At 66.5% G+C, this 23,977-nt stretch carries 21 protein-coding genes; 18 read left to right on the forward strand and 3 right to left on the reverse strand.

What is annotated here, in order from left to right; genetic code table 11:
• Positions 1-123 precede the first annotated feature (123 nt).
• Complete coding sequence (locus tag LFL96_RS06545) at positions 124-1,044, forward strand: LysR family transcriptional regulator (protein WP_280999353.1); 921 nt, start codon at positions 124-126, stop codon at positions 1,042-1,044.
• 193 nt (positions 1,045-1,237) lie between these two features.
• The gene (locus LFL96_RS06550; protein ID WP_280999355.1) at positions 1,238-2,497 is read left to right on the forward strand and encodes an asparaginase; all 1,260 of its coding nucleotides are present in this window, start codon (positions 1,238-1,240) and stop codon (positions 2,495-2,497) included.
• Here LFL96_RS06550 and gcvA read toward each other — a convergent pair.
• Positions 2,463-3,341 carry a transcriptional regulator GcvA gene (gcvA, locus tag LFL96_RS06555; protein WP_280999357.1) on the reverse strand — a complete coding sequence of 293 codons (879 nt, stop codon included), beginning with the start codon at positions 3,339-3,341 and terminating at the stop codon, positions 2,463-2,465. The two genes, LFL96_RS06550 and gcvA, sit on opposite strands and share 35 nt — an antisense overlap.
• Before the next feature lie 118 nt (positions 3,342-3,459).
• Entirely contained in the window at positions 3,460-3,771 is a 312-nt protein-coding gene (locus tag LFL96_RS06560) for a hypothetical protein (RefSeq protein WP_281000904.1), read from the reverse strand.
• Between LFL96_RS06560 and LFL96_RS06565 the strand changes: the two genes are divergently transcribed.
• From LFL96_RS06565 to LFL96_RS06615, 11 genes are all read left to right on the forward strand, one after another.
• Entirely contained in the window at positions 3,670-4,851 is a 1,182-nt protein-coding gene (locus tag LFL96_RS06565) for a pyridoxal phosphate-dependent aminotransferase (RefSeq protein WP_281000590.1), read from the forward strand. The genes LFL96_RS06560 and LFL96_RS06565 overlap by 102 nt on opposite strands.
• Positions 4,852-4,911: 60 nt before the next feature.
• Entirely contained in the window at positions 4,912-5,859 is a 948-nt protein-coding gene (locus LFL96_RS06570) for a D-2-hydroxyacid dehydrogenase (protein WP_280999359.1), read from the forward strand.
• A 187-nt stretch (positions 5,860-6,046) separates the two neighbouring features.
• On the forward strand, positions 6,047-6,409 hold the full coding sequence (locus LFL96_RS06575; RefSeq protein ID WP_280999361.1) for a CidA/LrgA family protein: 363 nt from the start codon (positions 6,047-6,049) through the stop codon (positions 6,407-6,409).
• Between the two features lie 123 nt (positions 6,410-6,532).
• The gene (locus LFL96_RS06580; RefSeq protein ID WP_280999362.1) at positions 6,533-7,222 is read left to right on the forward strand and encodes an LrgB family protein; all 690 of its coding nucleotides are present in this window, start codon (positions 6,533-6,535) and stop codon (positions 7,220-7,222) included.
• 215 nt (positions 7,223-7,437) lie between these two features.
• Positions 7,438-8,436: a fatty acid desaturase gene (locus LFL96_RS06585; RefSeq protein WP_280999364.1), complete on the forward strand. Its 999-nt coding sequence runs from the start codon at positions 7,438-7,440 to the stop codon at positions 8,434-8,436.
• Positions 8,437-8,503: 67 nt separating this feature from the next.
• Complete coding sequence (locus tag LFL96_RS06590) at positions 8,504-8,767, forward strand: acyl carrier protein (protein WP_280999366.1); 264 nt, start codon at positions 8,504-8,506, stop codon at positions 8,765-8,767.
• 39 nt (positions 8,768-8,806) lie between these two features.
• Complete coding sequence (locus tag LFL96_RS06595; RefSeq protein WP_280999368.1) at positions 8,807-9,817, forward strand: cyclopropane-fatty-acyl-phospholipid synthase family protein; 1,011 nt, start codon at positions 8,807-8,809, stop codon at positions 9,815-9,817.
• Positions 9,818-13,228, forward strand: coding sequence for a cytochrome P450 (locus LFL96_RS06600; protein ID WP_280999370.1), 3,411 nt, complete (start codon positions 9,818-9,820; stop codon positions 13,226-13,228).
• A 27-nt stretch (positions 13,229-13,255) separates the two neighbouring features.
• Entirely contained in the window at positions 13,256-13,759 is a 504-nt protein-coding gene (locus LFL96_RS06605; RefSeq protein WP_280999372.1) for a PaaI family thioesterase, read from the forward strand.
• Positions 13,760-13,820: 61 nt separating this feature from the next.
• Complete coding sequence (locus tag LFL96_RS06610; protein WP_280999374.1) at positions 13,821-14,960, forward strand: TauD/TfdA family dioxygenase; 1,140 nt, start codon at positions 13,821-13,823, stop codon at positions 14,958-14,960.
• Positions 14,957-16,048, forward strand: a complete 1,092-nt coding sequence (locus LFL96_RS06615) for a tetratricopeptide repeat protein (protein ID WP_280999376.1) — start codon at positions 14,957-14,959, stop codon at positions 16,046-16,048. The genes LFL96_RS06610 and LFL96_RS06615 overlap by 4 nt, the downstream gene beginning before the upstream one ends.
• A gap of 63 nt (positions 16,049-16,111) precedes the next feature.
• On the opposite strand, the gene LFL96_RS06620 is transcribed toward LFL96_RS06615, so the two are convergent.
• A complete protein-coding gene (locus LFL96_RS06620) occupies positions 16,112-17,095 on the reverse strand; it encodes a chemotaxis protein (RefSeq protein WP_280999378.1) in 984 nt (327 codons plus the stop codon).
• Between the two features lie 441 nt (positions 17,096-17,536).
• On the opposite strand from LFL96_RS06620, the gene LFL96_RS06625 reads away from it, so the two are divergent.
• From LFL96_RS06625 to LFL96_RS06645, 5 genes are all read left to right on the forward strand, one after another.
• Positions 17,537-18,094, forward strand: a complete 558-nt coding sequence (locus tag LFL96_RS06625; protein WP_280999379.1) for a DUF4142 domain-containing protein — start codon at positions 17,537-17,539, stop codon at positions 18,092-18,094.
• 205 nt (positions 18,095-18,299) lie between these two features.
• Positions 18,300-20,024, forward strand: coding sequence for a tetratricopeptide repeat protein (locus tag LFL96_RS06630; RefSeq protein WP_280999381.1), 1,725 nt, complete (start codon positions 18,300-18,302; stop codon positions 20,022-20,024).
• A gap of 84 nt (positions 20,025-20,108) precedes the next feature.
• Positions 20,109-21,134, forward strand: a complete 1,026-nt coding sequence (locus tag LFL96_RS06635; protein ID WP_280999383.1) for an aldo/keto reductase — start codon at positions 20,109-20,111, stop codon at positions 21,132-21,134.
• Between the two features lie 305 nt (positions 21,135-21,439).
• Positions 21,440-21,757, forward strand: a complete 318-nt coding sequence (locus LFL96_RS06640; RefSeq protein ID WP_280999385.1) for a single-stranded DNA-binding protein — start codon at positions 21,440-21,442, stop codon at positions 21,755-21,757.
• Positions 21,758-22,016: 259 nt separating this feature from the next.
• Positions 22,017-23,633: an amino acid racemase gene (locus tag LFL96_RS06645; protein WP_280999387.1), complete on the forward strand. Its 1,617-nt coding sequence runs from the start codon at positions 22,017-22,019 to the stop codon at positions 23,631-23,633.
• Positions 23,634-23,977 lie beyond the last annotated feature (344 nt).

Genomic DNA, 23,977 nt, shown 5'->3' on the forward strand with positions numbered 1-23,977 from the left:
GCCGTGCACAACGTTTATGTTTTGAATGCATTAATCATGCATTGGTCGCGCATCGGTCGCGCGTTCACGACGCGCTGGCAATGCATTCGCGATCCGACCCACCGCCAACCAGGTTGCCGCGCCATGACGCCCACCGAATTGTTCGATCTGCTGCCGGACATGGCGGTCTTCGCGCGCGTCGTCGATGCGGGCAATTTCTCGCTGGCCGCGCGTCAGCTGGGCAGCACGCCGTCCACCGTGAGCCGCCAGATCAAGCGGCTGGAAGAGGCGCTCGCCACGCGCCTGCTCGAACGCTCGACGCGTAGCGTGCGCGTCACCGAATCGGGCGCCCAGGTCGCGCGCTATTGCCGCGACATGCTGAGCGCGGCGGCGGCCGCGGTCGATGCCGCTGGGCAACTCGCCGCGCATCCGCAAGGCAAGGTGAGCGTGAGCGCGCCGACGCAGTTCGCGCGCAGCGTGCTGCATCCGCTGATGCCGGCGTTTCTGCGCATGTATGCCGAGGTCGACGTGCAACTGCTGTTCGCCGATCACGACATCGATCCGCTCGCCGACGATGTCGATCTGGTGATCCGGCTGACCGAACATCCGCCGCAGACGCTCGCGGGACGGCGCGTGGGCGTGGTGCGCTGGTTGCTGGTGGCGTCGCCGGCGTATCTGCGCGAGCGTGGCACACCCATGCAACCGCGCGATCTGGCGCGGCACGCGTGCATCCACCTCGGCGAAACCGCCGACGACAACCGCTGGCGTTTCCGGCGCGGCGAGCAGACGCAGAGCGTCGAGGTGAAGGGGCGTTACATCGCCAATCATGCGGGCGCGCGGCTCGAAGCGGCGCAGCAGGGGTTCGGCGTGGCGAGCGTGCCGGAGTTCGCCGCCGCGGACGCGTTGCAGCGCGGCGAACTCGTGCAGGTGTTGCCGGAATGGCGGCTCGAAGCGCGCGCGTACGAGGGCTCGGTATGGCTGCTGTATCCGCCGAACCGCTTTCTGCCGCCAAAGGTGCGGGTGCTGATCGATTATCTGGTCGAGCATCTGCGGGAGGCGGCGTGAGCGGTGGTGCGAAGCGCGCGGTGGCGCATGCGCGGACGCGGACTCGGACGCGGACGCGGCTGTCAGGATATCGATGGCATGCGGCTTCTTGCCGGCACGCGGCAGGCGCGTGCAACGTGCGACACCGGTAAGCCGCGCCCATCATTCAATCAATGTCGATCGCAACGCTCCGGCGATCGGGAGGAGACGGAACATGAATGTGCAGTCACGGGCGCCGATCGCGGCGACGGTCTATCGCGGCGACATCGTCGAGAACACGCATGTCGCGCACATCGCGGTGGTGGATGAAGCGGGGCGTTTGCTGTATTCGTTCGGCGATCCGTCGCGCGTGACGCTGGTGCGCTCGGCGGCGAAGCCCGCGCAGGCCCTCGCGCTGATCGAGACGGGCGCGCTGGCGCGCTTCGGGTTCGACGAAGCGGATCTGGCCTTGATGTGCGGCTCGCACAGCAGCGAGCCGCGGCATATCGAGCGAACCCAGCGGATGCTCGCGAAGGTCGGGGCGAACGAAAGCGATCTGCGCTGCGGCGGCCATGCGCCGCTGTCGGATGCGGTGCATGAGGACTGGCTGAGGCGCGGCTTTACGCCCGGCGCGGTATGCAGCAATTGCTCGGGTAAGCACGTCGGCATGTTGGCGGGCGCGCGCGCGATCGGCGAATCGTTCGATGGCTATGAACGGCCCGAGCATCCGTTGCAGGCGAGGGTGAAGCGCACGGTCGCGAGCGTCTGCGATCTGCGCGAGAACGACGTGCATTGGGCGACGGATGGCTGCAATCTGCCGACGCCCGCGTTTGCGCTGGACCGGCTCGCGCGGTTGTTCGCCAAACTGGCCGATGCGCAGGATCGCGTGGACGCGGCGGATAGTGCGGGGGAGCGTGCTTCGGACACCGCTTCAGGTACTGCCGGGGGCAACGCGGCAAGCAACGCAGCAAGCAACGCAGCAAGCAACGCAGCAAGCAACGTAGCCACCAACGCAGCGACCAACGCAGCCACCAACGCAACCACCAACGCAGCCACCATCGACGCACACACCGCCGCGCTGTCGCGCATCTATCGCGCGATGACCACGCATCCGGAACTGGTCGGTGGCGAAGGGCGTTTCTGTACCACGTTGATGCAGGCGTTCGACGGCGCGCTGGTAGGCAAGGTCGGCGCGGAAGGCAGTTACGCGATCGGCGTGCGGGCTTGCGCGCAGACTGCCGCGCTCGGCGCGCATGGCGCGCTGGGCATCGCCGTGAAGATCGAGGACGGCGGGATCGGCGTGCTGTACGCGGTGGTCGCCGAATTGCTGGAGCGGCTTGCCATCGGCACCGCCACTCAACGCGCGGCGCTGGCGCGTTTCCGGGCGCCGAAAGTTCTCAGCTCGACCGGCGTCGAGACCGGCAGGCTGGCCTGCCATTTCGAACTGGACGGCACTGCCGCTACGAGCCCGCCTCGTTCCAGTCCAGCGGCTTGACCTCGCGCTGCAACTCCTTGAACAGCCAGTCGCGAAACACCTTCACCGTGCGCGTGCGGCTTTTCTCCGGCGTGCAGACGAAGTGAAAATAAAGGCCGGTCGCGATCTCCGGCCCGAACGGAATCGTCAGGCGTCCGGCCCGCACGTCCGGCGCGGCCAGCACGCGCCGGCCCAGCACGATGCCCGTGCCTTCCACCGCGGCCTGCAGCGCGTGATCGGCGTGATTGAAGAACATGCCGCGCGTGGCGTCGCCTTTCACGCCCGCATGCTTGAACCACTCTGACCAGCCGGTGGCTGCCGGATCGACCATGCGCAGCGACTCGTCGTGAATCAACGGCATGCCGGCGAGATCGGCGGGCGTCAACGCGCCGCCCTGCGCGTTACGCAGCGCCGGACTGCACATCGGCGCCACGGATTCCTCGATCAAGCGTTCGACATGCAACCCGGCCGCGTCGATCCGGCCGAAGCGGATCGCCACGTCCACGCCTTCCTTGACGAAATCGCAGAGCGCGAGCGAAGCGGAGACCCGGGTCTTGATCTGCGGATGCAGGTCGGTGAAGGTGGACAGGCGCGGCACCAGCCATTTGGTCGTGAAGGCCGGTCCCGCCGTGATGACGAGCCGCTCGGCATCTTGCGCCGTATCGACCCAGGTCATGGCGCGCGTGAGATGCGTGAAGCCGAGGCTGACTTCCTGAAAGCAACGCTTGCCGTGTTCGGTCAATTCGATCGAACGGTTGGAGCGGCAAAACAATTCGACGCCCAGGTATTCCTCGATGGTGCGGATCTGGTGACTGACGGCGGCCGGTGTGACGCACAACTCCTCGGCGGCCTTCTTGAAACTCATGTGACGCGCGGCAGCTTCAAACGCACGCAACGCATTCAACGGCGGCAATCGATATTTCATCACACCCGGTTTAGCCAAAGTATCGCAAGCGCAAGGATTATTGACGTTTTTCCAAAGATTAGAAAGTGATATTTAAATCGCATAATGCGATAGCCAAACTAATCCGATAACGAGAAAAAATCACTTTTATGCACCCGGCAAAAAAAGCACACTGCGATGCGCCGTGGCTGACCGCCTTGCCACGCGGATAACACGAACGAGCTTGCGCAACATCCAATCCTTCTTCGGGACTCCCATGGTAACAACCGTTCTTCGCGATCTTGATCCGGTGGCGACTGCCCACAAACGTGCCGGCCGTGTCTCCGACATCGCAGATTTTCACGTACTGCAAATTTCCAATGCCGCTCGCGCGCTTGCACAGCAAGGTCACGACGTGATCCGGATGGAAATCGGCGAACCGGATTTTTCGACGCCGAAACCCGTGATCGCCGCCGCCGAGGCCGCGTTGCGCGATACCCCGCTCGGTTACACCTGCGCGCTGGGGATTCCGGAGTTGCGCGAGGCGATTTCTCGCTTTTACGCGACCCGCTTCGGCGTGGATGTGCCGGCCAGTCGCGTGGTCGTCACCAGCGGATCGAGCGCGGCGCTGCTGCTGGTCTGCGCGATGCTGTTCTGCCGCGACGACGAAGTGCTGGTCTCGGACCCGAGCTACCCGTGCAACCGCCAGTTCATCCGCACCATGGAAGCGCGTGCGGTCGGCGTGCCGGTCGGTCCCGAGTCGCACTACCAGTTGACCGCCGAACTGATCGAGCAGCACTGGAACGAACGTACCCGCGCGGCGCTCCTGACCACGCCGTCCAATCCCACCGGCGCGCTGATTCCGCAGGACGCGCTCGAACGGATGGCGGCCGTGGTGCGGGCGCGCAAGGGCGCGCTGATCGTCGATGAAATCTACCAGGGGCTGGTGTACGACGGCGCGGCATCGACCGCGCTCAGCGTGACGGACGACGCGTTCGTGATCAACAGCTTCTCGAAGTACTTCAACATGACCGGCTGGCGTCTGGGCTGGATGGTCGTGCCGGACGGCGCGCAGAAGGACATCGAAAAGCTCGCGCAAAACCTGTTCATCTGTCCGCCGACGCTCGCGCAGAAGGCCGCGCTCGCGTGCTTCGAGACGGAGACGCTCGAAATTCTCGAATACCGCAAGAGCCAGTTCCGCGCGCGGCGCGATCTGCTGGTGCCCGCGCTGCGCGAACTCGGCTTTCGCATTCCCGTCGTGCCGGGCGGCGGCTTCTATATCTACGCCGATTCGTCGGAGCTTGCGACCGACAGCCAGGCGTTCTGCGCCGACATGCTGGCGCGCACGCACGTCGCGTTCACGCCGGGGATCGACTTCGGCACCTATCGCGCGCGCGAACACGTGCGCTTCGCGTACGCCGCGCCGTTTCACAAGCTCGAGGAAGCCGTCGAGCGCATCGAACTCGCGCTGCGTACCGCGGTGCCGTGCTGAAAACCCGTCGCCTTACGCCATCCAGCTTCAATTCAACTTCAATCAGAAAAAACGTCCGATATGGAAGTCATTGCCTTTCTCGACCGTAGTACGTTGCCTGGCCCGATGCGCATGCCGGAGCTGCCGCACGAATGGCGCGAGTATCCGCTGACCGCGCCCGCGGAATTGATCGAACGGATCTCCGACGCGACCATCCTGATTTCGAACAAGGTCACGCTGAGCGCCGACGTGCTGGCGGCCGCGCCGCGGCTGAAGTTCATCGCCGCCTGCGCGACCGGCACCAACCATATCGATCTGAACGTGTGCCGCGAGCGGCGCATTCCGGTGTCCAACATTCGCGACTACGCGTCGGACGCGGTGCCCGAACACGTGATGATGATGCTGTTCGCGCTGGCGCGGAATCTCCTCGCGTATCGCACCGATCTGCAACGTGGCGAGTGGCAGCGCTCCAGCAACTTCTGCATCGCGACGCACCCGATTCGCGACCTGTCGAGCATGACGCTCGCCGTGGTCGGCGCCGGCAGTCTGGGGCGCGGCGTCGCGCGGCTCGCGAAGGGCATCGGCATGCGGGTGTGGCAGGTCGAGCGCAAGCATGCGAAGGGCGTGCGCGACGGTTATGTGTCATGGGATCGCGCGATCGCCGAGGCCGATGCGATCACGCTGCATTGCCCGCTGACCGCGGAGACGCACAACCTGATCGGCGAGGCGGACATCCGCGCGATGAAGCCTGGCGTTCTGCTGATCAACACGGGCCGCGGCGGACTGATCGACGAAGCGGCGCTGGGCGAGGCGCTGCTGAGCGGGCGCATCGGCGGGGCGGGTCTGGATGTGTTGCAGGAGGAGCCGCCGCGGCGCGGCAATCCGCTGCTGGATCTGAATCTGCCGAATCTGATCATCACGCCGCACAACGCCTGGACCTCGCGCGACGCCGTCACGCGCATGGCCGATCAACTGACCGCGAATCTGGAAGCGTTCGCCGCCGGCTCGCCGCGCAACTGCGTGTGCTGAAAACGCGCTGGAGCGTGCGTGCGCCGGCTTCCGTGGCGGCGCGCGCACGGTAACGGGCGGTCGGCAAAACCCGTGAGCAAAACTAACCCGAGGCTGCGAATTCCTCGCTTTTCCGGCTCACCGGCGAATGCCATAGTCGTACCTGTCCGGCGCCATCGTGGCGCCGCTTCGGATAGAGAGTTCCGTCATGTTCGGTTTCGCGTTTTATATCGCCATGTATCTGGTCGGCAATTACCTGTCGACGCGCTTCGCGCTGCCGGTGCCGGGCGCGATCATCGGACTTGGCCTCGTGTTCGCCATGCTGAGCGCGCGCGGCAGGATCGACGCGCCGCTCAAGGCGTCGTCCGACACGTTGCTGCGCTATCTCGCGCTGATGCTGGTGCCGACCTGCGTGGGCGTGGTCAAGCTGATTCACAGCGTGCCGCCGGGCATCCTGAGCCTGATCGTGGTGCTGGTGCTCGCGCTGGTGGCCGGCTGTCTCGCCGTCGCGTGGATCGCCAATGCGCTGCTCGGGCGCCGTCATGCGGCGGCGCGGGCGGTGACGCCCTGAAGCACAGTTGAGTTGCCTCTGAATGGCGGACGGGTCGCTGCGGGGTCGAACCCGCCCTGCACCCAGCCGCACCCAGGTTTCAACGGAAATTACGCCATCAATCTGGAACAACCGATGTTCGCCATGCCCATATTCGCCAGCTCGCTGGGTTTCATCGCACTCACCATCGCCGCCTATTCGGCCGGCAACTGGCTATATCTGCGCTCGGGGAAACTGCCCGTGCTGCAACCGGTGATGCTGGCCACCGCCGCGCTCGTCGCGTTGCTGCTCGGCACGGGTTTGCCGTACAGCCAGTATTTCGACGCCACCAGTCCGCTGCATACGCTGCTGGGACCGGCGGTGGTGGCGCTGGCCGTGCCGCTTTACGAGAACGTTCACAAGGCGCGCGCGGTGCTGTTGCCGATTCTCCTGGCCACGCTGCTCGGCGGTCTCGCCGTGACCGGCAGCGCGCTGCTGCTCGGGCATCTGTTCGGCTTGAGCCCGCTGATGGAGCGCGCGCTCAGCACCAAATCCGTGACCACGCCGATCGCGCTTTCCGTGGCCGACAAGATCGGCGGATCGGTGCCGCTCACCATTCTCGGCGTGTTCGTCACCGGGCTGGCCGGCGTCACCCTGACGCCGTACCTGCTGAAGGCGATCGGCGTCGACAGTCCGGCCGTAAAGGGCTTCACGCTGGGCGTGACGGCCCATACCTTCGGCATCACGCGTGCCGTCGAATTCGGCTCGGAGGCGGTGGCGTTCGCCACGCTCGGCATGGCGCTGATGGGTTGTGCGTCGGCCGTCCTCGTTCCCGCGATTTTCCGCTTGTTCTGACCGACCAAGCCGGGCTTTGCCCTTCGATCGCGAGCTAGCCACCGCGATCGGAGGGCGGCCCATCTCTCGTGGTTTCCCGGCGCCGTTCGTGTCTGTCTGCTCTTTTCAGGCGGCAGGCTGGGCGCCGCTTTGTCTGCCGTCACGTCGACCCGTCGCCATGCCGTTGCGTCGTATGTCGCCATGCCGGTGGGTTCACCGGCATATCTGGAGTCGGGATGACATCCCATTTCGAGCAGGAATATCAAGCGCTGTTCACCGCGGAGCCGTCGGCCGCGAACGGCAAGCAGGTGCTGGACGATCCTTATCTGCATCGTTTGCAGCGCCGACATTTTTATCTGTTCGACGTGCTGCCGACGATCGGCACGCTGGTCGCGCTGGCCTCGCTCGCATGGCGAGCGCCCGGCGTGGCCGAATTGCTGGCCTGCTTCACGCTGTGGCTGGTCTCGGGACTCGGCATTTCCGCCGGCTACCACCGGCTGTTCGCACATCGCTCGTGGCAGACCGGCCGCGCGATCCAGACGCTGCTGGCCATCGCCGGGTCGATGGCGGGGCAGGGCGGCGTGATCTCGTGGGTCGCGATGCACCGGCGGCATCACGAACGCGGCGACCGCGAGGGCGACATGCATTCGCCGAACCTGCACGGCAACGGCGTGCGCAATAAATTGCGCGGTTTCGTGCATGCGCACTTCACGTGGATGATCGCGCATCCGTATCCGAACGTGCTGCACTACGCGCCGGACCTGCTGCGCGAGCGGCATCTCGTGTGGGTCGGCCGTCGCTATCACCTGTGGGTCGCGCTGGGCTTCGTATTGCCGGCGCTGGCGTGCGCGCTGCTGGAACGGTCGTGGAGCGCTCTGGTGGGCGGGTTTCTGTGGGGCGGCATGGTGCGCATGTTCATCCTCGCGCAGGGCATCTGGTCGCTCAATTCGTTTTGCCATCTGATCGGCCGGCGCTGTTTCGTCACGCGCGATCAAAGCCGCAACATCGGCTGGCTGGCGCCGCTGATTTTCGGCGAGTCCTGGCATCACAACCATCATGCGTTTCCGGGCTCGGCGTCGTTCGGTCTCGCGTGGTACCGGATCGATCCGGGCTACTGGTTCATCCGTTCGCTCGGCGCGCTCGGTCTCGCGCGCCGCATCAAGGTGCCCTCGCGCGAGCAGATCGGCGCGCGCGTCGTGACTCACGCAGCCTCGTGGCCCGCTCACGCCGAATGACGAATCGCACACAGGCGGGCACGCGCGCCGCGCGAACCCGCCACGGCTTCAATGGAGAGGAAATCAGATGAACGCGGTCATGCAGGACAGTCAGCAGCAACGCATCGTTTACTGGTGCGCGGATTTCATCGGCAAGGTGCTCAACGTCGATCCGATCTCGATCGGGCCGGATGACGAGTTCGATTCGTTCGGTCTCGACTCGGCGTTGACGACGTCGATGATCATCGAAATGGAGAACTGGCTGAATGCCGAGGTGTCGCCGTCGGTGTTCTTCGAGCAGGTCACGCTCGGCGATATCGCGGCCGAGATCGCGCGGCGCGTGCGGGCCTGACGCGCTTCCACACCGACGCGCACATCACAGGAGACGAGCTTGCACGCAACCGACGCAACCGACGCCATGGAAACATCCGGCACCACCGCCGCAACCCGCACGCCCGGCGCGGCCAGCACCGGCCGCGCGCCGCTCACGGCGACGCTCACCGGTCCCGCGACGCTGGAGCCGGCCTACGGCGGTTCCGCCGACGCGGTGAAGTACCACTACGACGTGAGCCGCGCGTTCTACCAGCTCTGGCTCGACGACACGATGAGCTACTCGGCCGCGCTGTGGGACGAAGCCGCCGGACCGGCGGACACGCTCGAAGCGGCGCAGCGCCGCAAGATCGCGTTTCACCTGGACCACGCGCGCGCCGGTTCGGCGCGGCGGCTGCTCGACATCGGCTGCGGCTGGGGCGGGCTGGTCGGCGCCGCCGCCCGCCTGCCGACAATGCGCGAGGTCGTCGGCCTGACGCTCAGCGACGACCAGGCGCACTACGTCCGCGCGATGCAGCTCGCCAACGCCGACATCCGGCTGGAGAGCTGGGTCGATCACGCGCCCGCCGAACGCTACGACTCGATCGTGTCGATCGGCGCGTTCGAACACTTCGCGAAGCCTGCCGATACGGTCGAGGAAAAGATCGCGGTGTATCGCGACTTCTTCGAGAAGTGCCGGGGCTGGCTCGCGCCCGGCGGCCGCATGTCGCTGCAGACCATCGCTTACGGCAGCATGCGCCGCGAGGAGGCGAGCGCGTTCATCAACAACGAGATCTTCCCGATCGCCGATCTGCCGCGTCTCGCCGAGATCGCGCAGGCGGCCGACGGCGTGCTCGAAATCAGCGCGGTGCGCAACGACCGCCTTCACTATGCCCGCACGATGGAGCGCTGGGCGGGTAATCTGCGGCAACGTTTCGGCGAAGCGGTCGAGCTGGTCGGCGAGACGACGGCGCAGCGTTACCTGACTTATCTGACGCAATCGTCGGTGGGGTTCTACATGGGCAAGATCGGCCTGCTGCGCATCGCGTTGCGGCCGATCTCGACGCGTTCGACCGAAAATCGCGAGGCCTGAGTGTCGAGCCGCTTCTCTTCGAACCCGGCGCCGCCGGCGGCCGACGCGACGGAGCGTCTGCGCTTCAATCCGCTGGAGGCCGGCTTCCGGCAGGATCCGTATCCGCTGTATGCGCGTCTGCGGGACGAGGCGCCGTATCTGCGCACGCTCGGCATGCTGGTGCTGACGCGTCATGCCGACGTGCGGGCGGCGCTGCGCGAGCGGCGCCTGAGCGTGGACCTGATCCCGGCGACGCTTTCCGCCGGCGCCGCCCGGCTGAAGATCGACGGCGCGCAGCAGGTCGAGCGCTTCATTCGTAATTCGATCGTGTTCACCGATAGTCCCGAGCATCTGCGGCTGCGCCGATTGATCAACCAGGCGTATACGCCCGCGGCGCTGGCGCGGCTCGATGCGGTCATCGCCCGCGAGGTCGATGCGCTGCTCGCGCCCGCGCTCGCGGCGGGCTGCGTCGAGGCGATCGGCGAGCTGGCCGCGCCACTGCCGCTCCATGTCCTATGCGCGTGGATGGGCGTGCCCGCCGACGCGCGCGCGTCGATCGGCACGCGGATCGGCGCGCTGCGCGCACTGCTGGACCCCGGCATGATGACGCGCGCGCACTACGGCCAGGCGATCGCCTCGACCGCTGATCTGACGCGATGGTTCGTCGCTCACGCGCGCGACGGCGCCGCGTCGCGCGACGGCGACTCGCTGATCGCGCGGCTCGCCGCGGCACGCAGCGACGGCGACCGTCTGAGCGAAACCGAGGTGGCGTTCGCCTGCATCATGTCGTTCGTGGCGGGCAACGAAACGACGCAGTGTCTGGTCGGCAATACGCTCGACATGCTGCTGTCGCGTCCTGACGACCTTGCCCGTCTGCGCGAACGGCCCGAGCTGATCGATGCGGCGATCGAAGAGAGCATCCGTTATCAAAGTCCATTGCAACTGACCAAGCGGGTCGCGCCGCAGGCGCTCGAAATCAATGGTCATGGGGTCGCACGGGGCGAGCAGATCCTGCTGTGTCTCGGCGCGGCGAATCGCGACGCGAGCGTGTTCGACGCGCCCGACGAGGTACGTATCGAGCGCGAGCCCGGCGCGCAACTGGGCTTCGGCAGCGGCATGCACGCGTGTCTGGGCGGCGCGTTGGCGCGGCGCCAGGCGCGGGCGTGTCTCGTCGCGTTGCTGGAACGCACGGAGACGATCGAGCGGGCCGGCGATGCAGGGCGTTGGCAGACTCGCAGCCTGATTCTGCGTGGGCTCGACGGGTTGCCGATACGGCTCGTGCGGCGTGGTGCCAGTCTGGGTGCGGGCACGTATATGGGCATGGGCGCGGTTGCGGACGTGGACGTGGACGTGGACGCTGGCGGACGCGAACGGGCCGGATGCCTGGTCGGGGAGAGCGGTGCGGATATGAGGCCGCCGCTTCTGTGCGCGGCCGGTAGCGCCGCTACGCCGAGCACGCTGGCGAGCCTCGCGCGGTATTGGGCCACGCATCGGCCTGAACGGCGCGCATTCGTATTTCTCGGTGCGGACAACCAGGAAATCGAAACCTTGAGCTTCGCGCAACTCGACGCGGCCGCGCGCCGGGTCGCGTTGCAACTGTCGACGGGCGCCGCGCCGGGCAGCCGTGCGTTGTTGATGTTTCCGTCGGGACTGTCGTTCATCGTCGCGTTTTTCGCCTGTCACTATGCGGGGCTCGTCCCCGTGCCGCTCGCGGCGGGGCAGGGGCTACGCCTGCGCGATGCGGTGCTGTCGATCGCGCTCGACAGCCAGCCCGCGCTGCTGCTGACCACGCCCGCTTCGCTCGATGCGTGCATCGCACGCTTTGCCGACGAACCCGCATTGCGGACAGTGCGCTGCATGAGCGTCGCCTGGCGCGATCACGCTGATCGCGCCGAACACGCGCGCGTCCGTGAACACGTCGAAAACGTCGAACACGAAAATTGCGCCGATCGCGCGATCAACGTCCCATGCACTGAAGTCTGGCGATCCGGCGCGTCGTCAAACGCCTCGGCCGCCGACGACGATCTCGCGTTCATTCAGTACACCTCGGGCTCGACGTCCGCGCCGAAAGGCGTGTGCGTCACGCATGCGAATCTGTTCGCCAATCTGCGGATGCAGCGCATCGCGATGGGCCATGCGTGGGGATCGGCCTTTGTCGGCTGGGCGCCGCTTCATCACGACATGGGGCTGATCGCGAACGTGCTGGAGCCGTTCTATCTCGGCGGTCTCGCCGTGCTGATGTCGCCGGCGCAATTCGCGCAGTCGCCATGGTTGTGGCTGCGCGCGATTTCCCGCTATCGCGCGCGCGCCAGCGGCGGTCCGGACTTTGCGTTTGCGCTGTGCGTTGCGCGCAGGCAGCGGATTCTCGACGAAGCGCCCGACCTGTCGTGCTGGCGGCTCGCATTCAACAGCGCGGAACCGGTGCGAGCCGACACGCTGCGCGCGTTCGCCGCCGCGTTCGCGCCGCTCGGCTTTCGTGCCGAAGCGCTGTACCCGTGCTATGGAATGGCCGAGGCAACCTTGCTGGTCTCGGGCGGCGCGCCACGCGCGTTGCCGGCGATCGTCGCGTTCGACAAGGCCGCGCTCGAACGAGGCAAGGCGCTCGCGGCGCATGACGCGTCGCCCGCGCGCGAACTGGTCGGATGTGGACAGGCTTTGTCCGGCGAGCGGCTGGCCATCGTCGAGCCGCGCACGTCGTGTCGTCTGCCCGAGGGCAGGATCGGCGAAATATGGGTGCACGGTCCGCATATTCCGCACGCGTACTGGAATCAGCCGGCGGCGTCGGGCGCGACGTTGCGCGCGCGGCTTGCCGACGAAAACGCATCGGCCGACACGGGGTCTGCCGCAACAGCATCTCCTTCAGCCAACGCTCCCACCTGGCTACGCACCGGCGACCTCGGTTTCCTGCTCGACGGCGAACTGTTCATCACCGGCCGTCTGAAGGACGTGCTCGTGCTGCGCGGCAGGAACCTCTATCCGCAGGATGTGGAGCGGCATGCCGAGCAGGCTTTCGCCGGACTCAGGCCGAATGCATCGGCGGCGATTGCGGGCGATGCCGGGCAGATTGTGCTGATCCAGGAAGTCGAGCGCTCGGCGCGGCGAAACATCGATGTGCAGGCGGCCGTTCGCACGATCCGGCGTGCGGTGCTGCACGAGTTCGAGTTCACGCTGCACGACATCGTGCTGGTCGAGCCGGGTTCGATTCCGAAGACATCGAGTGGAAAAATCCGCCGCGCCGAGACACGCGCGCGTCTGCTGGCGGGGACGCTCGACCGCCTCGCGCCGATACGGACCTCCCCAGCGATGTCCACGCGCGCGCCGCCGCAGGTTTTCACGTATGCACCGGCGCATGAGCCGGCAGACAAGCGGGCGGATCAGCCAACGCACGACGCGCCCGACGGCACGCGTGCAACGATTCAAGACGCCGCCTGAGGCGGCCAGACGACGGGGGACAAGGGCATGGAAAGCGTTCAGCGGAGCCGGGCACCCAGCCCGGGAGAAGTCCACGTGTTGCCGGTCGCGCGCGGAGCGGCGGCGTGGCGCGGCGGGCCCGAGGCCGGCGGCTATTCGCGCGAGCAACTGGAGGCGGTGATCGCGCGCACGCCGTTCGCGAGCTGGCTCGACGCGAAGCTCGAAGCGTACGGCAATGGTCACGTCGCGCTATCGGTGCCGTTGCGGCGCGAGTTGACGATGCATCACGGTTTCGCGCATGGCGCGGTGATCGGTTTTCTGGCTGACAGCGCGTGCGCATGGGCGGCCACTTCGCTGGTCGGTGACGTGCTGACCGCCGAGTACAAACTCAATCTGATGGCGCCCGGCGCCGGCGACGTGCTGATGAGCGTCGGCGATGTGATCGACGTTTCGGGCCGCCAGGTCGTGTGCCGCGCCGACGTGTTCAGCGTACTCGGCGAGCGCACGCGTCTGGTTGCCACCGCGCTTGCCACGCTGGCCCGCTACAAGTGAACGCAAGGGCACGCGGCCATACGCCGATCACGCTGTCCGGACAAAAACCATCGAGAACCCCATGATCGCTTTCGAGGAAATGCCGCCCACCGCACCGCACGCGCCGCTGGTCTGGCACATCACGCACGGCCAGCATGCCGATGCGGCAACCGTGCGTGACTGGCTCGCCACGCAGCGCACGCTGTACGACGCGCGGCTCGACCGCTACGGCGCGGTGCTGATTCGCGGCTTCGCCGCGCTGCGCGCCGCGGAAGATTTCGCCATCGTGCTCGGCGCGACCGGCGCGGATCTGCTCGACTACGTGGGCGGCACGTCGCCGCGCCGCGCGGTGTGCGGACGGATCATGACCGCCACCGAGGTGCCGTCCGACTACTCCATTCCGATTCACCAGGAGATGTCGTACACCGCGCACCCGCCGGCGCGGATCGCATTCTTCTGCGAGCGGCCGGCTGATGCCGGCGGCGAGACGACGCTCGCCGACATGCGCGAAGTGACGCGGCGCATCGGCGAGGACGTGTTGCAACGTTTCGCGTTGAAGGGCGGTGTGCAGTTGCGGCGCAATCTGCCGCTGCCGGAGCAGGCGGTATTGCGGCCCGGCGTGCCGAAACCGTGGACGGAGGTGTTCGGCACGACCCGGCGCGACACGGTCGAGACGACGGCCGCCGCGCGCGGCTGGCGCACCGGATGGCTCGACGACGGTTCGCTGCAACTGTGGCAGGAGGTGTTGCCCGCGACCCGCGTGCACCCGCGTACCGGCGACGAACTGTGGTTCAACCAGTTGCATATCTTCGCGCCGCTCGCGGCGCTGCGCTGGGCGCGCAAGGACGGCCGCCACGCGCTGGCCGGCCGGCTCGACGCCGCGTTGCGTGACACCCCCGAACGCGTCGACGGGATACTGCACGGCGACGGCACGCCGGTCGCTGACGCCGACGTGCTACATGTCGCGGAAGTGCTCGACGCGTGCGCGTTGCCGCACGCGTGGCAGGCCGGCGATCTGCTGATGCTCGACAATCTGCTGACCGGCCATGGCCGCAGGCAGTACCACGGCGCGCGCTCGATACTGACCGCGTTGATCGGTCCACGCGACCTATGCGATGCACGCGGGCCTGCCGATCCACCCGATGCGAACAGTCACGTGAACAAGGACTATCCGAACCCGGCGCACCGGACCGCAACCGCGCTCGACGAGGCGAACGCATGACACACGCATGGAAAACGCCCGGCGCCGGTCCGGTCGACGCATGGCTCGCCGACGATCACGCGGCGATCGACCCGGACTACGCGCACTCGCTCGCCTTGCTCAATCGCTGCCGGGCAGGCCAGAGCTGGCACAAGCACGGCACCTTCCGCGACCATCTGACGGGCGTCTACCGGATGCTCAAACTGTGGGGGCAGGACCGCGAGACCTGTCTGTGCGGGCTGTTTCACAGCGTGTATTCGAACGAGTACGTGGACCTCGCGCTGTTCGATCCGCAACACGGGCGCAGCGTGCTGGCCGAACATCTGGGCGCGGATGTCGAAGCGACCATTCATCTGTTCTGCACGATTCCACGGACCGCGTTCGTCAACGAACTGCTCGCGTGCGATGCGGTCCCCGCGCAAGGGCTACGGCTCACGCGTGCCGACGGCGAGACCTTCGGGTTGACGCGCCGGCAAACGGCGATGTTTCTCGTCGTCACGGTCGCCGATCTGGTGGAGCAATGGTATAGCTGGCAGGAGGATACGATGGCCGGCTATCCGCATACCGGCCACGTACCGGCCGCGCCATTGTGGAGCGTGACGCTGTGGCCGGGGCCGTTCCGTCCCGGTTCGTCGGCGTTGCATCTCGCGTCGCGGCTCGCGCGTCATCTGCCGGCGCTCGGCGTGCCGGTGCCACCGGTTTTCGAGGCCTGCACGCGGACGCTCCCGCAAGCGGACGAAGCCGCCGCCAGCGCACTCTACTGGCAGGTCAGCGCCCAAGGCATGCCGCTGGTGCAGCCGCGTGCCGCGCGGCATCTGCTCGAGGCCGCCATCGAGCGGAACCCGTGGGTCGGCGAGCCGTATCTGCTGCTCGCGCAGCTCGATCTGATGGCAGGGGAATTCGATGCGGCGCGCGAGGCCGCGCTTCGCGGACTCGCGCTGTTGAGCGGATGGGGCGTGTCGTGGGATAAACGCGTGTCGTGGCAGGGATGGATCGTGTGGGGGCGTTTGCTCGCGCAGAAGGCCGCTCGCCGCGAGTGGCCCGACACGCTGCGCGATTTCAACAACCTGGGCTGGGTCGATCCCGAGCCAGTGGTGCAGGCGTCGTAGCCACAACGGTAGCGATAGCTTTCGCCATCGCCATCGCCATCGCCATCGCCATCGCCGAAAAACTCAGCCCGCCGCTTCCACCAGCGCGCCACGCCCGAGCGCGTTGCGAATCGCCTCCGCGAGTTCGGCGGCGGCGAACTTCGCCACATAGCCGTTCGCGCCCGCGTTCTTCACGTGCGCTTCGTTCGCCGCGCCAGTCAGCGACGAATGGATGATCACCGGAATGTCCCGCGTCCTTTCGTCGGCCTTGATCTGCCGGGTCAACATGAAGCCGTCCATCTCCGGCATTTCCAGGTCCGTCAGCACCAGCGCGATCGAATCCTTCGCGCGTCCGCCGTTCGCCTGGGCTTCGCGCGCGACCTGCTGCAACGTGCTCCACGCTTCCTCGCCGGTCTTCGTCATCACGTAGTCCGCGCCGATCGCGGTCAACGCCTGCTCGATCAGCTTGCGTGCGAAGCCGGAGTCGTCGGCTGCAAGAATCTTCGCGCCGCGCCGGATACCCAGCGCATCGCCCATCACCGATTCCGGATCGACGCTCGGATGCTGCGACGGGAAGACGTCGCGCAACACCTGCTCGACGTCGATCACCTGCGCGAGGCGCGAATCGCCGGTGTTGCCGTCGATCCGCGCGATGCTCGTCACCAGATTGCCGCCCGCCGCGCCTTCGGCCGACAGCACCTGGTTCCATTCGAGCCGCACGATATCGTCGACTTCTTCCACCGCAAACGCTTGCGTCGACCGCGCGAACTCCGTCACCAGCAGAATGTTCAGACCGCGCGTCGGCTCGCAACCCATCAGGCGCGGCAGGTCGATCACCGGAATGATCTGCCCGCGAATGTCCACCGCACCCATCACGAACGGCGACGAACCGGCGATCGGCGTCACCTGCGGCATCGTCGAGATTTCCCGCACCTTGAAGACGTTGATGCCGTAAAGCTCGTGCTGATCGCTGCCGGGAACCGAACCCAACCGGTACAGCAGCAGCTCGAATTTGTTGGAACTCGTCAGGTTGGTGCGTTCGTCGTTCGCGCGGTGATCTACTGCCATCGGCTTTCTCCAGAATTGCGGTGCGCGTGGTTACGCCAGTCAGCCGCGTCGTTCGGCGCTGGTGCGCGCCCTACCTTTCCGTTATCGGCGTCGGCGGCAAAAAATTCAGCGCTCGCGAGCCGTTTCGCGTGCATTTTCAGTATTTCTGATGGTTAACACCCAGGCGGCTCGAAGCGGGTCCGGCAAATTGCCGCGAAGGCCATGCCGATAAGGCTGTAGCGGCCTATTCATATGAAGGTTACCTAAGGTTACAGAAGCGACAGCGTCGTATCACATGGTGCGCAACGCGCCTCCTAGAATTTCCAGCGAATCGGGGCGTGGCGCAGTCAGTGTCTCGCAAGCTGACTGCAAGGTCCGCGATGTGTTCGCGCGTCGTTCGGGCCTGCAGGCCGCGCCATCGCTTTCACCGGCTTCCGCCTGCTTTCACTACAAGGAGAACATATGATCCGCCTGCCTCTCGCCACCCTCACCAGTGCCTGCATGGCCAGCCTGCTCGTCGTCGCCACGGCGGCCCACGCGCAGAATGCCGCACCGGCCGCCGACGCGAGCCGTCTGCATGCCGCCGATCAGACCTTCATCGCCGACGGCACCCAGGTCGTCGCCACCCAGCGCGACGCCGCGCGCATCGCGACCGCACGTTCCAGCGACCGCGACGTGAAGGCCTTCGCCGAACGCGTGTCGACCGACAACGCGAAGATCACCGCCGCGTTGCGCGCCGCCAGCCCGCGCGGCGTCGACGTGCCGAAGAACGATCCCGATGCGGCGACGCTCGCGAGCATCAACAACCTGCGCGGCGCCGATTTCGACAAGGCGTACATCGAGCAGGTCGCGCTCGCCGGCGAGCAGAAGGCGCTGTCCGCATTCCAGGCTGAAATCGCCTCGGGCCGCGACGAACAGTTGAAGGCGGTCGCGAAGCAGTCGCTGCCGGCCATCCAGGCGCAATACGCGGCGGCGCAGGATCTCGCCAAACGCAAGCATCTCGCCACGAACGCGCAATAAGCGGCGAGGCCGCGCGTCGCGTTGCGGCGTGACGCGCGGTTTTGCCTGATGGGTGTGACGCGACGCGTCGCCCATTTCGGCGATAATCGGCCTCTTTCTTTCGATGCCGATGCGCACGCGAAGCTGATGTCGAGTTCGTGTGCGCCGTCCTGGTAGAAGGAAAACGCCCTCAACGTTTCCATCGCATTCACTTCAAGCTCACCGTATGGGCAAGCCTGCCAATCTGCCGCAACAGTTGGACTCGATGCTTCGGCAAGCCGTCGCGCTTCAGCAGAACGGCGCACTCGCCGAAGCCGGAGAACTCTATCGCGAGATCCTCGAACTCAAACCGCGCCACTTCGACGCGCTGCAACTGCTCGGCGCGCTCGCGCTGCAGGCGGGGCGTCTGGAAGAGGGCGTCGAGTTGCTGAAAAAAGCGCTCGCGGTCAACGCGAGACAGGCGCCGATCCATTCGAATCTCGCCTATGCGCTGAATGCGCTGCGGCGCTTCGACGAAGGCCTCGCCAGCGCCGAACGTGCGCTCGCGTTGCAGCCGGATTTCCCCGATGCATTGAACAATCGCGGTAACGCCCAGGCGGGCCTCGACCGCCCGCTCGACGCGCTCGGCAGCTTCGATCGCGCGATCGTGCGCACGCCGGCTTTCGCGCAGGCCTGGAACAATCGCGCGTGCGTGCTGCGCGATCTCGGACGGCCGGAAGATGCGCTTGCCAGTTGCGACCGCGCGCTCGAATTGCAGCCCGGCTATCCGGACGCATGGAGCAATCGCGGCAACGCGCTCAGCGACCTGAACCAGCCGCAACAGGCGGAGCAAAGTTACCGGCGCGCGCTCGAACTCGCGCCGTCGTTCGCGGATGCGTGGAATAACCTGGGCCTCACGCAGATCGATCTCGACCGCCATGCGGACGCGCTCGCGAGCTACCAGCGCGCATTGGCCGTGAATCCCGATGCCGCCGAAACGCACTGGAACGAGTCGCTGTGTCTGCTGCAGATGGGGCAGCTCGAAGCGGGCTTTCGTGCATACGAATGGCGTTGGGAGCGCGATCGCATCAAGGCGGGCCGCCGCGTGTTCGCGCAGCCAGTATGGCTCGGCGATTTTCCGCTGGAAGGCAAGACGATTCTGTTGCACGCGGAGCAGGGGCTCGGCGATACCTTGCAGTTCTGCCGCTACGCGGCGCTCGTGTCGAAGCTCGGTGCGAAGGTCGTGCTCGAAGTGCAGCCGGAGTTGCTGCGTCTGCTGACGACGCTCGACGGTGTGGATCAATTGATCGAAGCGGGCCAGCCGTTGCCGCCGTTCGACTGCCATTGTCCGCTGCTGAGTCTGCCGCTCGCGCTTGGCACGAAGCTCGATAGCATTCCGTCGGCCACGCCGTATCTGTTCGCGCAAACGCGCGCCGCCGAAACCTGGCGCGTGCGGCTGAACGACGGCGCGCAAGGCCGGCTCAAGGTCGGACTCGTATGGGCGGGCGGCAACCGGCCGCACGTCGCCGAGCTGCGCAAGAACGATGCGAGACGTTCGATCGCGTTCGAACGTCTGGCGCCGCTGCTCGACGTGCCGCACGTGCAGTTCTTCAGCCTGCAGAAAGGCGCCGCCGCGCGGCAACTGGCGGACAGCGGCATGGGTCATGCCGTGATCGATTACACGGAAGAACTGCACGATTTCGCCGACACCGCCGCGCTGGTCGCGCAACTCGACCTGGTGATTTCCGTCGACACGTCCACCGCGCATCTGGCCGGCGCGCTGGACCGTCCGGTGTGGATCCTGAACCGCTTCGACACCTGCTGGCGCTGGATGCTCGAACGCAGCGACACGCCGTGGTACCCGAGCGCGCGGCTGTTCCGTCAGCCGGAACTGGGCGACTGGGGCAGCGTGATTCTCGCCGCGCGCGACGCGCTGGCCGGGCTGACCAGGCTGACTGCAACGCGAGCCTGACCTGCCGCGCTCGCCGACGTGTGCGGGTGGACGCGCGTAGACTGGACGTCCGTTCATCGACGGCTAGGCCACGGAGATTCATCAATGGAATACAGACATCTGGGTGCTTCCGGCTTCAAGGTGCCGGTACTGAGTTTCGGCACCGGCACATTCGGCGGCAAGGGCGAGTTTTTCGAGGCATGGGGCAACAGCGACGTCGCCGACGCGCGTCGTCTGATCGACATCTGTTTCGACGCGGGCGTCACCATGTTCGACACCGCGGACATCTACTCGAGCGGCGCTTCCGAAGCGGTGCTCGGCGAGGCGCTGAAGGGCAAGCGCGATCAAGCCATCATTTCGACCAAGGCGACCTTCCGTTTCGACGACGGTCCGAACAACGTCGGCTCGTCGCGCTTCCATCTGATCCAGGCGGTGGACGCCGCGCTCAAGCGTCTGCAAACCGACTACATCGACCTGTTCCAGCTGCACGGTTTCGACGCGCGAACGCCGGTCGCCGAAGTGCTGTCCACGCTCGACGATCTGGTGCGTGCGGGCAAGATCCGCTATACCGGCGTGTCGAATTTTTCCGGCTGGCATCTGATGAAATCGCAGGATGTCGCCGATCGTTACGGCTATCCGCGCTATGTCGCGAATCAGACGTACTACTCGCTGGTGGGACGCGATTACGAGTGGGAGCTGATGCCGCTCGGCATCGATCAGGGCGTCGGCGCGGTGGTGTGGAGTCCGCTCGGCTGGGGGCGTCTCACCGGCAAGATCAAACGCGGCCAGCCGTTGCCCGAGACGAGCCGTCTGCACAAGACGGCCGACATGGGGCCGCCGGTGCCGGAAGACTATCTGTTCCGCGTGCTCGACGCGATCGACGAGGTCGCCGCCGAAACCGGCAAGACCGTGCCGCAGATCGCGCTGAACTGGCTGCTGCAGCGTCCCACCGTGTCGACCGTGCTGATCGGCGCGCGCAACGAGGAGCAACTGCGGCAGAACCTCGGCGCGGTAGGCTGGAATCTGACGCCGGAGCAGGTCGCGAAGCTCGACGCGGCGAGCGCCGTGCGGCCCGTGTATCCGTACTGGCATCAGGAAGGGTTCACCGAACGGAATCCGAAGCCGGTCTGAGCGCCGCCTGATTAGCGGCCGTCATTCAGCGCGTCGCCGCGCGCTCCGCTCGCACGCGATCTCGCGTGATCGGGTGGGGCGCGCGGCGATTTCGTTTTTCCGCCGCGGCGCGTATGAAGGGCACGCGCTGCAAGGGTGACGCGATCAGTTGCGGTAGCCCCGGCTGGCGAAGTGTCTGCTATGTGGCGTCGATATGACGTGACGGCGTGGGATGATACGCGCCGTGCCGGACCATGCGGGGTGTTGGATCCGGCAAACATTGAATACGACGCGCCCTGACGGCGCGTCACGACAGGAGCAGGGCGATGATAGATGGACTGGTGGGCGGACGTTTGTATGGCGAAGCGCAGATCCGCACCGGACAGAACGGCAGCCGTTACGTTACGTGCAAGGTCCGCGCGACGACCAACGACGGCGACACGATCTTCGTCAACGTGATCGCGTTCGACGAGGGCGTGCAAACCGCGCTGCTCGCGTTGAGCGATGCGGACAGCGTCGCACTGAGCGGCACGCTGACGCCGAAAGTGTGGACCGACAAGAATGGGCTCGTGAAACCGGCGATCGACATGGTCGCGCACCGGGTGCTGAGTGCCCACGAAGGGCGCCGCGACGACGAAGCCTGAGCGACGCTGCGCGGCTCGCCGCCGCGCCGCTTCGTTATGGCGGAAATACGCCGAAATGTGTTCTTCGTGGTTAACCCCACGTCATACTCGCGCGACATAGTGTCATTCTCGAACGCGCAAGAAATCGTCCGCGTATCGAGGGACGAGAAAAAATGACCGCACGCGGGTGCACGGAATCGGCGCCGGCGGCAGCGTTGAAAACGTCAATGCGTTGCAACGCTTGTCGCCCACCGGCCCCGCGTGATGCATGGGGGAAATCATGAATCGCAATCGTTCGCTCGGCGTCGTGACCGGCGCGGCGCAACTCGCCAGCGCCGACGTGCTGTGCCGTATCAGCGCGGCCTCGCGCCGGCCCGGCGCGGTTAAACCGTTCGATCTGCTGCTGGAACAGCGAAGCTGGCAAGGTCCGGCGTCGCAGAGCGCGGCGAGCGCCGCGTTCAAGATTCATGTGTTCGATGCACTGCGCGCTTTCGAGAAACGGGGCGTCGATGCGATCGTGCTGCCGTGCTTTCTCAGTCATACCTTCATCGACGAACTGACGGCGAATCTCGCCGTGCCGGTCGCGAACCTGATGAGCGCGCTGGCGGCGCATGTGCGCCGCACGTTTCCGACGGCGCGCCGGATCGGCGTGCTGACCTCCGACGCGATCCGCGCGGACGGTCTCTTCGAACGTTATTTCGATGCACGCAGTTACGACGTGCTGCATCCGCTGAACGAAGCGGGCGTGGACTGCGTGACGAGCGCGGTGCATGGCGACGACGGCATCAAGCGCGGCTGTTTTCACGGCCGGCCCATCGCGTTGTTGCGCGCGGCTTGCACGGACCTGATCGCGCAGGGCGCCGATCTGATCCTGCCGGGGCTCACGGAAATCGCGCTGCTCGCGCGCGCAATCGGCGAGCTGCCGGTGCCGTTCGTCGACGTCAATCTGGTCTACGCCCGCTACATCGCCACCGCGCAATTCGCGCAGCCCGCCGAGCTGCAGCGGCGGCGTTTCAAGGTCGGCGTGCTGGGCGGCGTGGGGCCGGCGGCGACCGTCGACTTCATGGACAAGCTGGTGCGCAATACGCCCGCCGCGCGCGATCAGGATCATCTGAAGGTGATGGTCGAACAGAATCCGCAGATTCCGGACCGCACGGATGCGCTGCTCGGCCGCGGCGCCGATCCCACGCTCGCGCTGTACGCCGCGTGCCGAACGCTCGAGGAGGGCGGCGCGGATCTGATCGCGATTCCGTGCAATACCGCGCATGCGTTTGTCGAACGGATCCAGCCGTCGCTGACGATTCCGATCGTGAATATGCTCACCTGTACCGTCGATTTCGTGCGCAGTGCGTTTCCGGACGTGCGCGAGATCGGCGTGCTCGCGACCAGCGGCACGCTGGCGAGCGGCGTGTACGCGGCGGCGCTCGACGCGCGCGGCTGTGTGCAGGTGGCGCCGCGCGCGGCCGCCCAGGCGCGCCTGATGAACGCGATCTACGGGCCGCGCGGCGCGAAGGCGGGTTTCTGGTCGGGTGAGTGCCGCGACGACTTCCGCGCCGCGATCGACGATCTCGTCGCCCAGGGCGTGCAAGTGATCGTGCTGGGTTGCACGGAGCTACCGCTGCTGATGGACGACCTGTCGACGCTCGACGCGCTGGGGCAGGCGGTGCGCTTCGTCGATCCGACCGAGGTGCTGGCGCGGCGTTGCGTGGCTTATGCGTTGGGGGCGGATGCCCCCGCGCCGGCGGTTTTTGCTTTGGAGCCGTCGGCTTTGCCGGGCGTGACGATGACGCCCGCCGTCGCGCCCGCGCCGGCGCTGGCGCCCAGAACGCGGCGTGGGCGTGTTCGCGATGGGGTTTGCGCACGTTCCCGCGTGCGTGCCACCGGACTGTTCAGCTAGTCCCGCTGTCCGGGCCGGCCGTTCGGACGGGGCCGCGCAACGCGGCTGGACGAACCGGATCGGGATGCGGGTCGGGATGCCCTACATGGCGCAAGGACAATCGTGCGGCGTCATGGAAAACTGTATAAACATACAGTATAGTATCCCGTTGCAACCGGGCGTCCGGCGTGTGATTCCGCCGGCCCGGCTGCCCCGAACTTGCGCGGTCGCGAGGCGTCCGTGAGAGGTGGCCCACTCCTTCAGACGGTCGGACAAATTGGCATCCAACGGTATTAACGGCAAAAGCGGCGGCAAAAGCGGCCGCAAGAGCGAAAGCGGCGGCGTGAGCGGCAAAAACGGTGCTG

It is taken from the genome of Paraburkholderia sp. D15 (assembly GCF_029910215.1).
In the GTDB taxonomy this organism is placed as follows: Bacteria; Pseudomonadota; Gammaproteobacteria; order Burkholderiales; family Burkholderiaceae; genus Paraburkholderia.

Coding starts and splice junctions, on each gene's coding strand:
- LFL96_RS06620 (WP_280999378.1), bottom strand. CDS start 17,095: ATGGCAGTAGATCACCGCGCGAACGACGAACGCACCAACCTGACGAGT.
- LFL96_RS06635 (WP_280999383.1), top strand. CDS start 20,109: ATGGAATACAGACATCTGGGTGCTTCCGGCTTCAAGGTGCCGGTACTG.
- LFL96_RS06585 (WP_280999364.1), top strand. CDS start 7,438: ATGACATCCCATTTCGAGCAGGAATATCAAGCGCTGTTCACCGCGGAG.
- LFL96_RS06610 (WP_280999374.1), top strand. CDS start 13,821: ATGATCGCTTTCGAGGAAATGCCGCCCACCGCACCGCACGCGCCGCTG.
- LFL96_RS06545 (WP_280999353.1), top strand. CDS start 124: ATGACGCCCACCGAATTGTTCGATCTGCTGCCGGACATGGCGGTCTTC.
- LFL96_RS06550 (WP_280999355.1), top strand. CDS start 1,238: ATGAATGTGCAGTCACGGGCGCCGATCGCGGCGACGGTCTATCGCGGC.
- LFL96_RS06615 (WP_280999376.1), top strand. CDS start 14,957: ATGACACACGCATGGAAAACGCCCGGCGCCGGTCCGGTCGACGCATGG.
- gcvA (WP_280999357.1), bottom strand. CDS start 3,341: ATGAGTTTCAAGAAGGCCGCCGAGGAGTTGTGCGTCACACCGGCCGCC.
- LFL96_RS06605 (WP_280999372.1), top strand. CDS start 13,256: ATGGAAAGCGTTCAGCGGAGCCGGGCACCCAGCCCGGGAGAAGTCCAC.
- LFL96_RS06625 (WP_280999379.1), top strand. CDS start 17,537: ATGATCCGCCTGCCTCTCGCCACCCTCACCAGTGCCTGCATGGCCAGC.
- LFL96_RS06575 (WP_280999361.1), top strand. CDS start 6,047: ATGTTCGGTTTCGCGTTTTATATCGCCATGTATCTGGTCGGCAATTAC.
- LFL96_RS06645 (WP_280999387.1), top strand. CDS start 22,017: ATGAATCGCAATCGTTCGCTCGGCGTCGTGACCGGCGCGGCGCAACTC.
- LFL96_RS06570 (WP_280999359.1), top strand. CDS start 4,912: ATGGAAGTCATTGCCTTTCTCGACCGTAGTACGTTGCCTGGCCCGATG.
- LFL96_RS06580 (WP_280999362.1), top strand. CDS start 6,533: ATGCCCATATTCGCCAGCTCGCTGGGTTTCATCGCACTCACCATCGCC.
- LFL96_RS06590 (WP_280999366.1), top strand. CDS start 8,504: ATGAACGCGGTCATGCAGGACAGTCAGCAGCAACGCATCGTTTACTGG.
- LFL96_RS06630 (WP_280999381.1), top strand. CDS start 18,300: ATGGGCAAGCCTGCCAATCTGCCGCAACAGTTGGACTCGATGCTTCGG.
- LFL96_RS06640 (WP_280999385.1), top strand. CDS start 21,440: ATGATAGATGGACTGGTGGGCGGACGTTTGTATGGCGAAGCGCAGATC.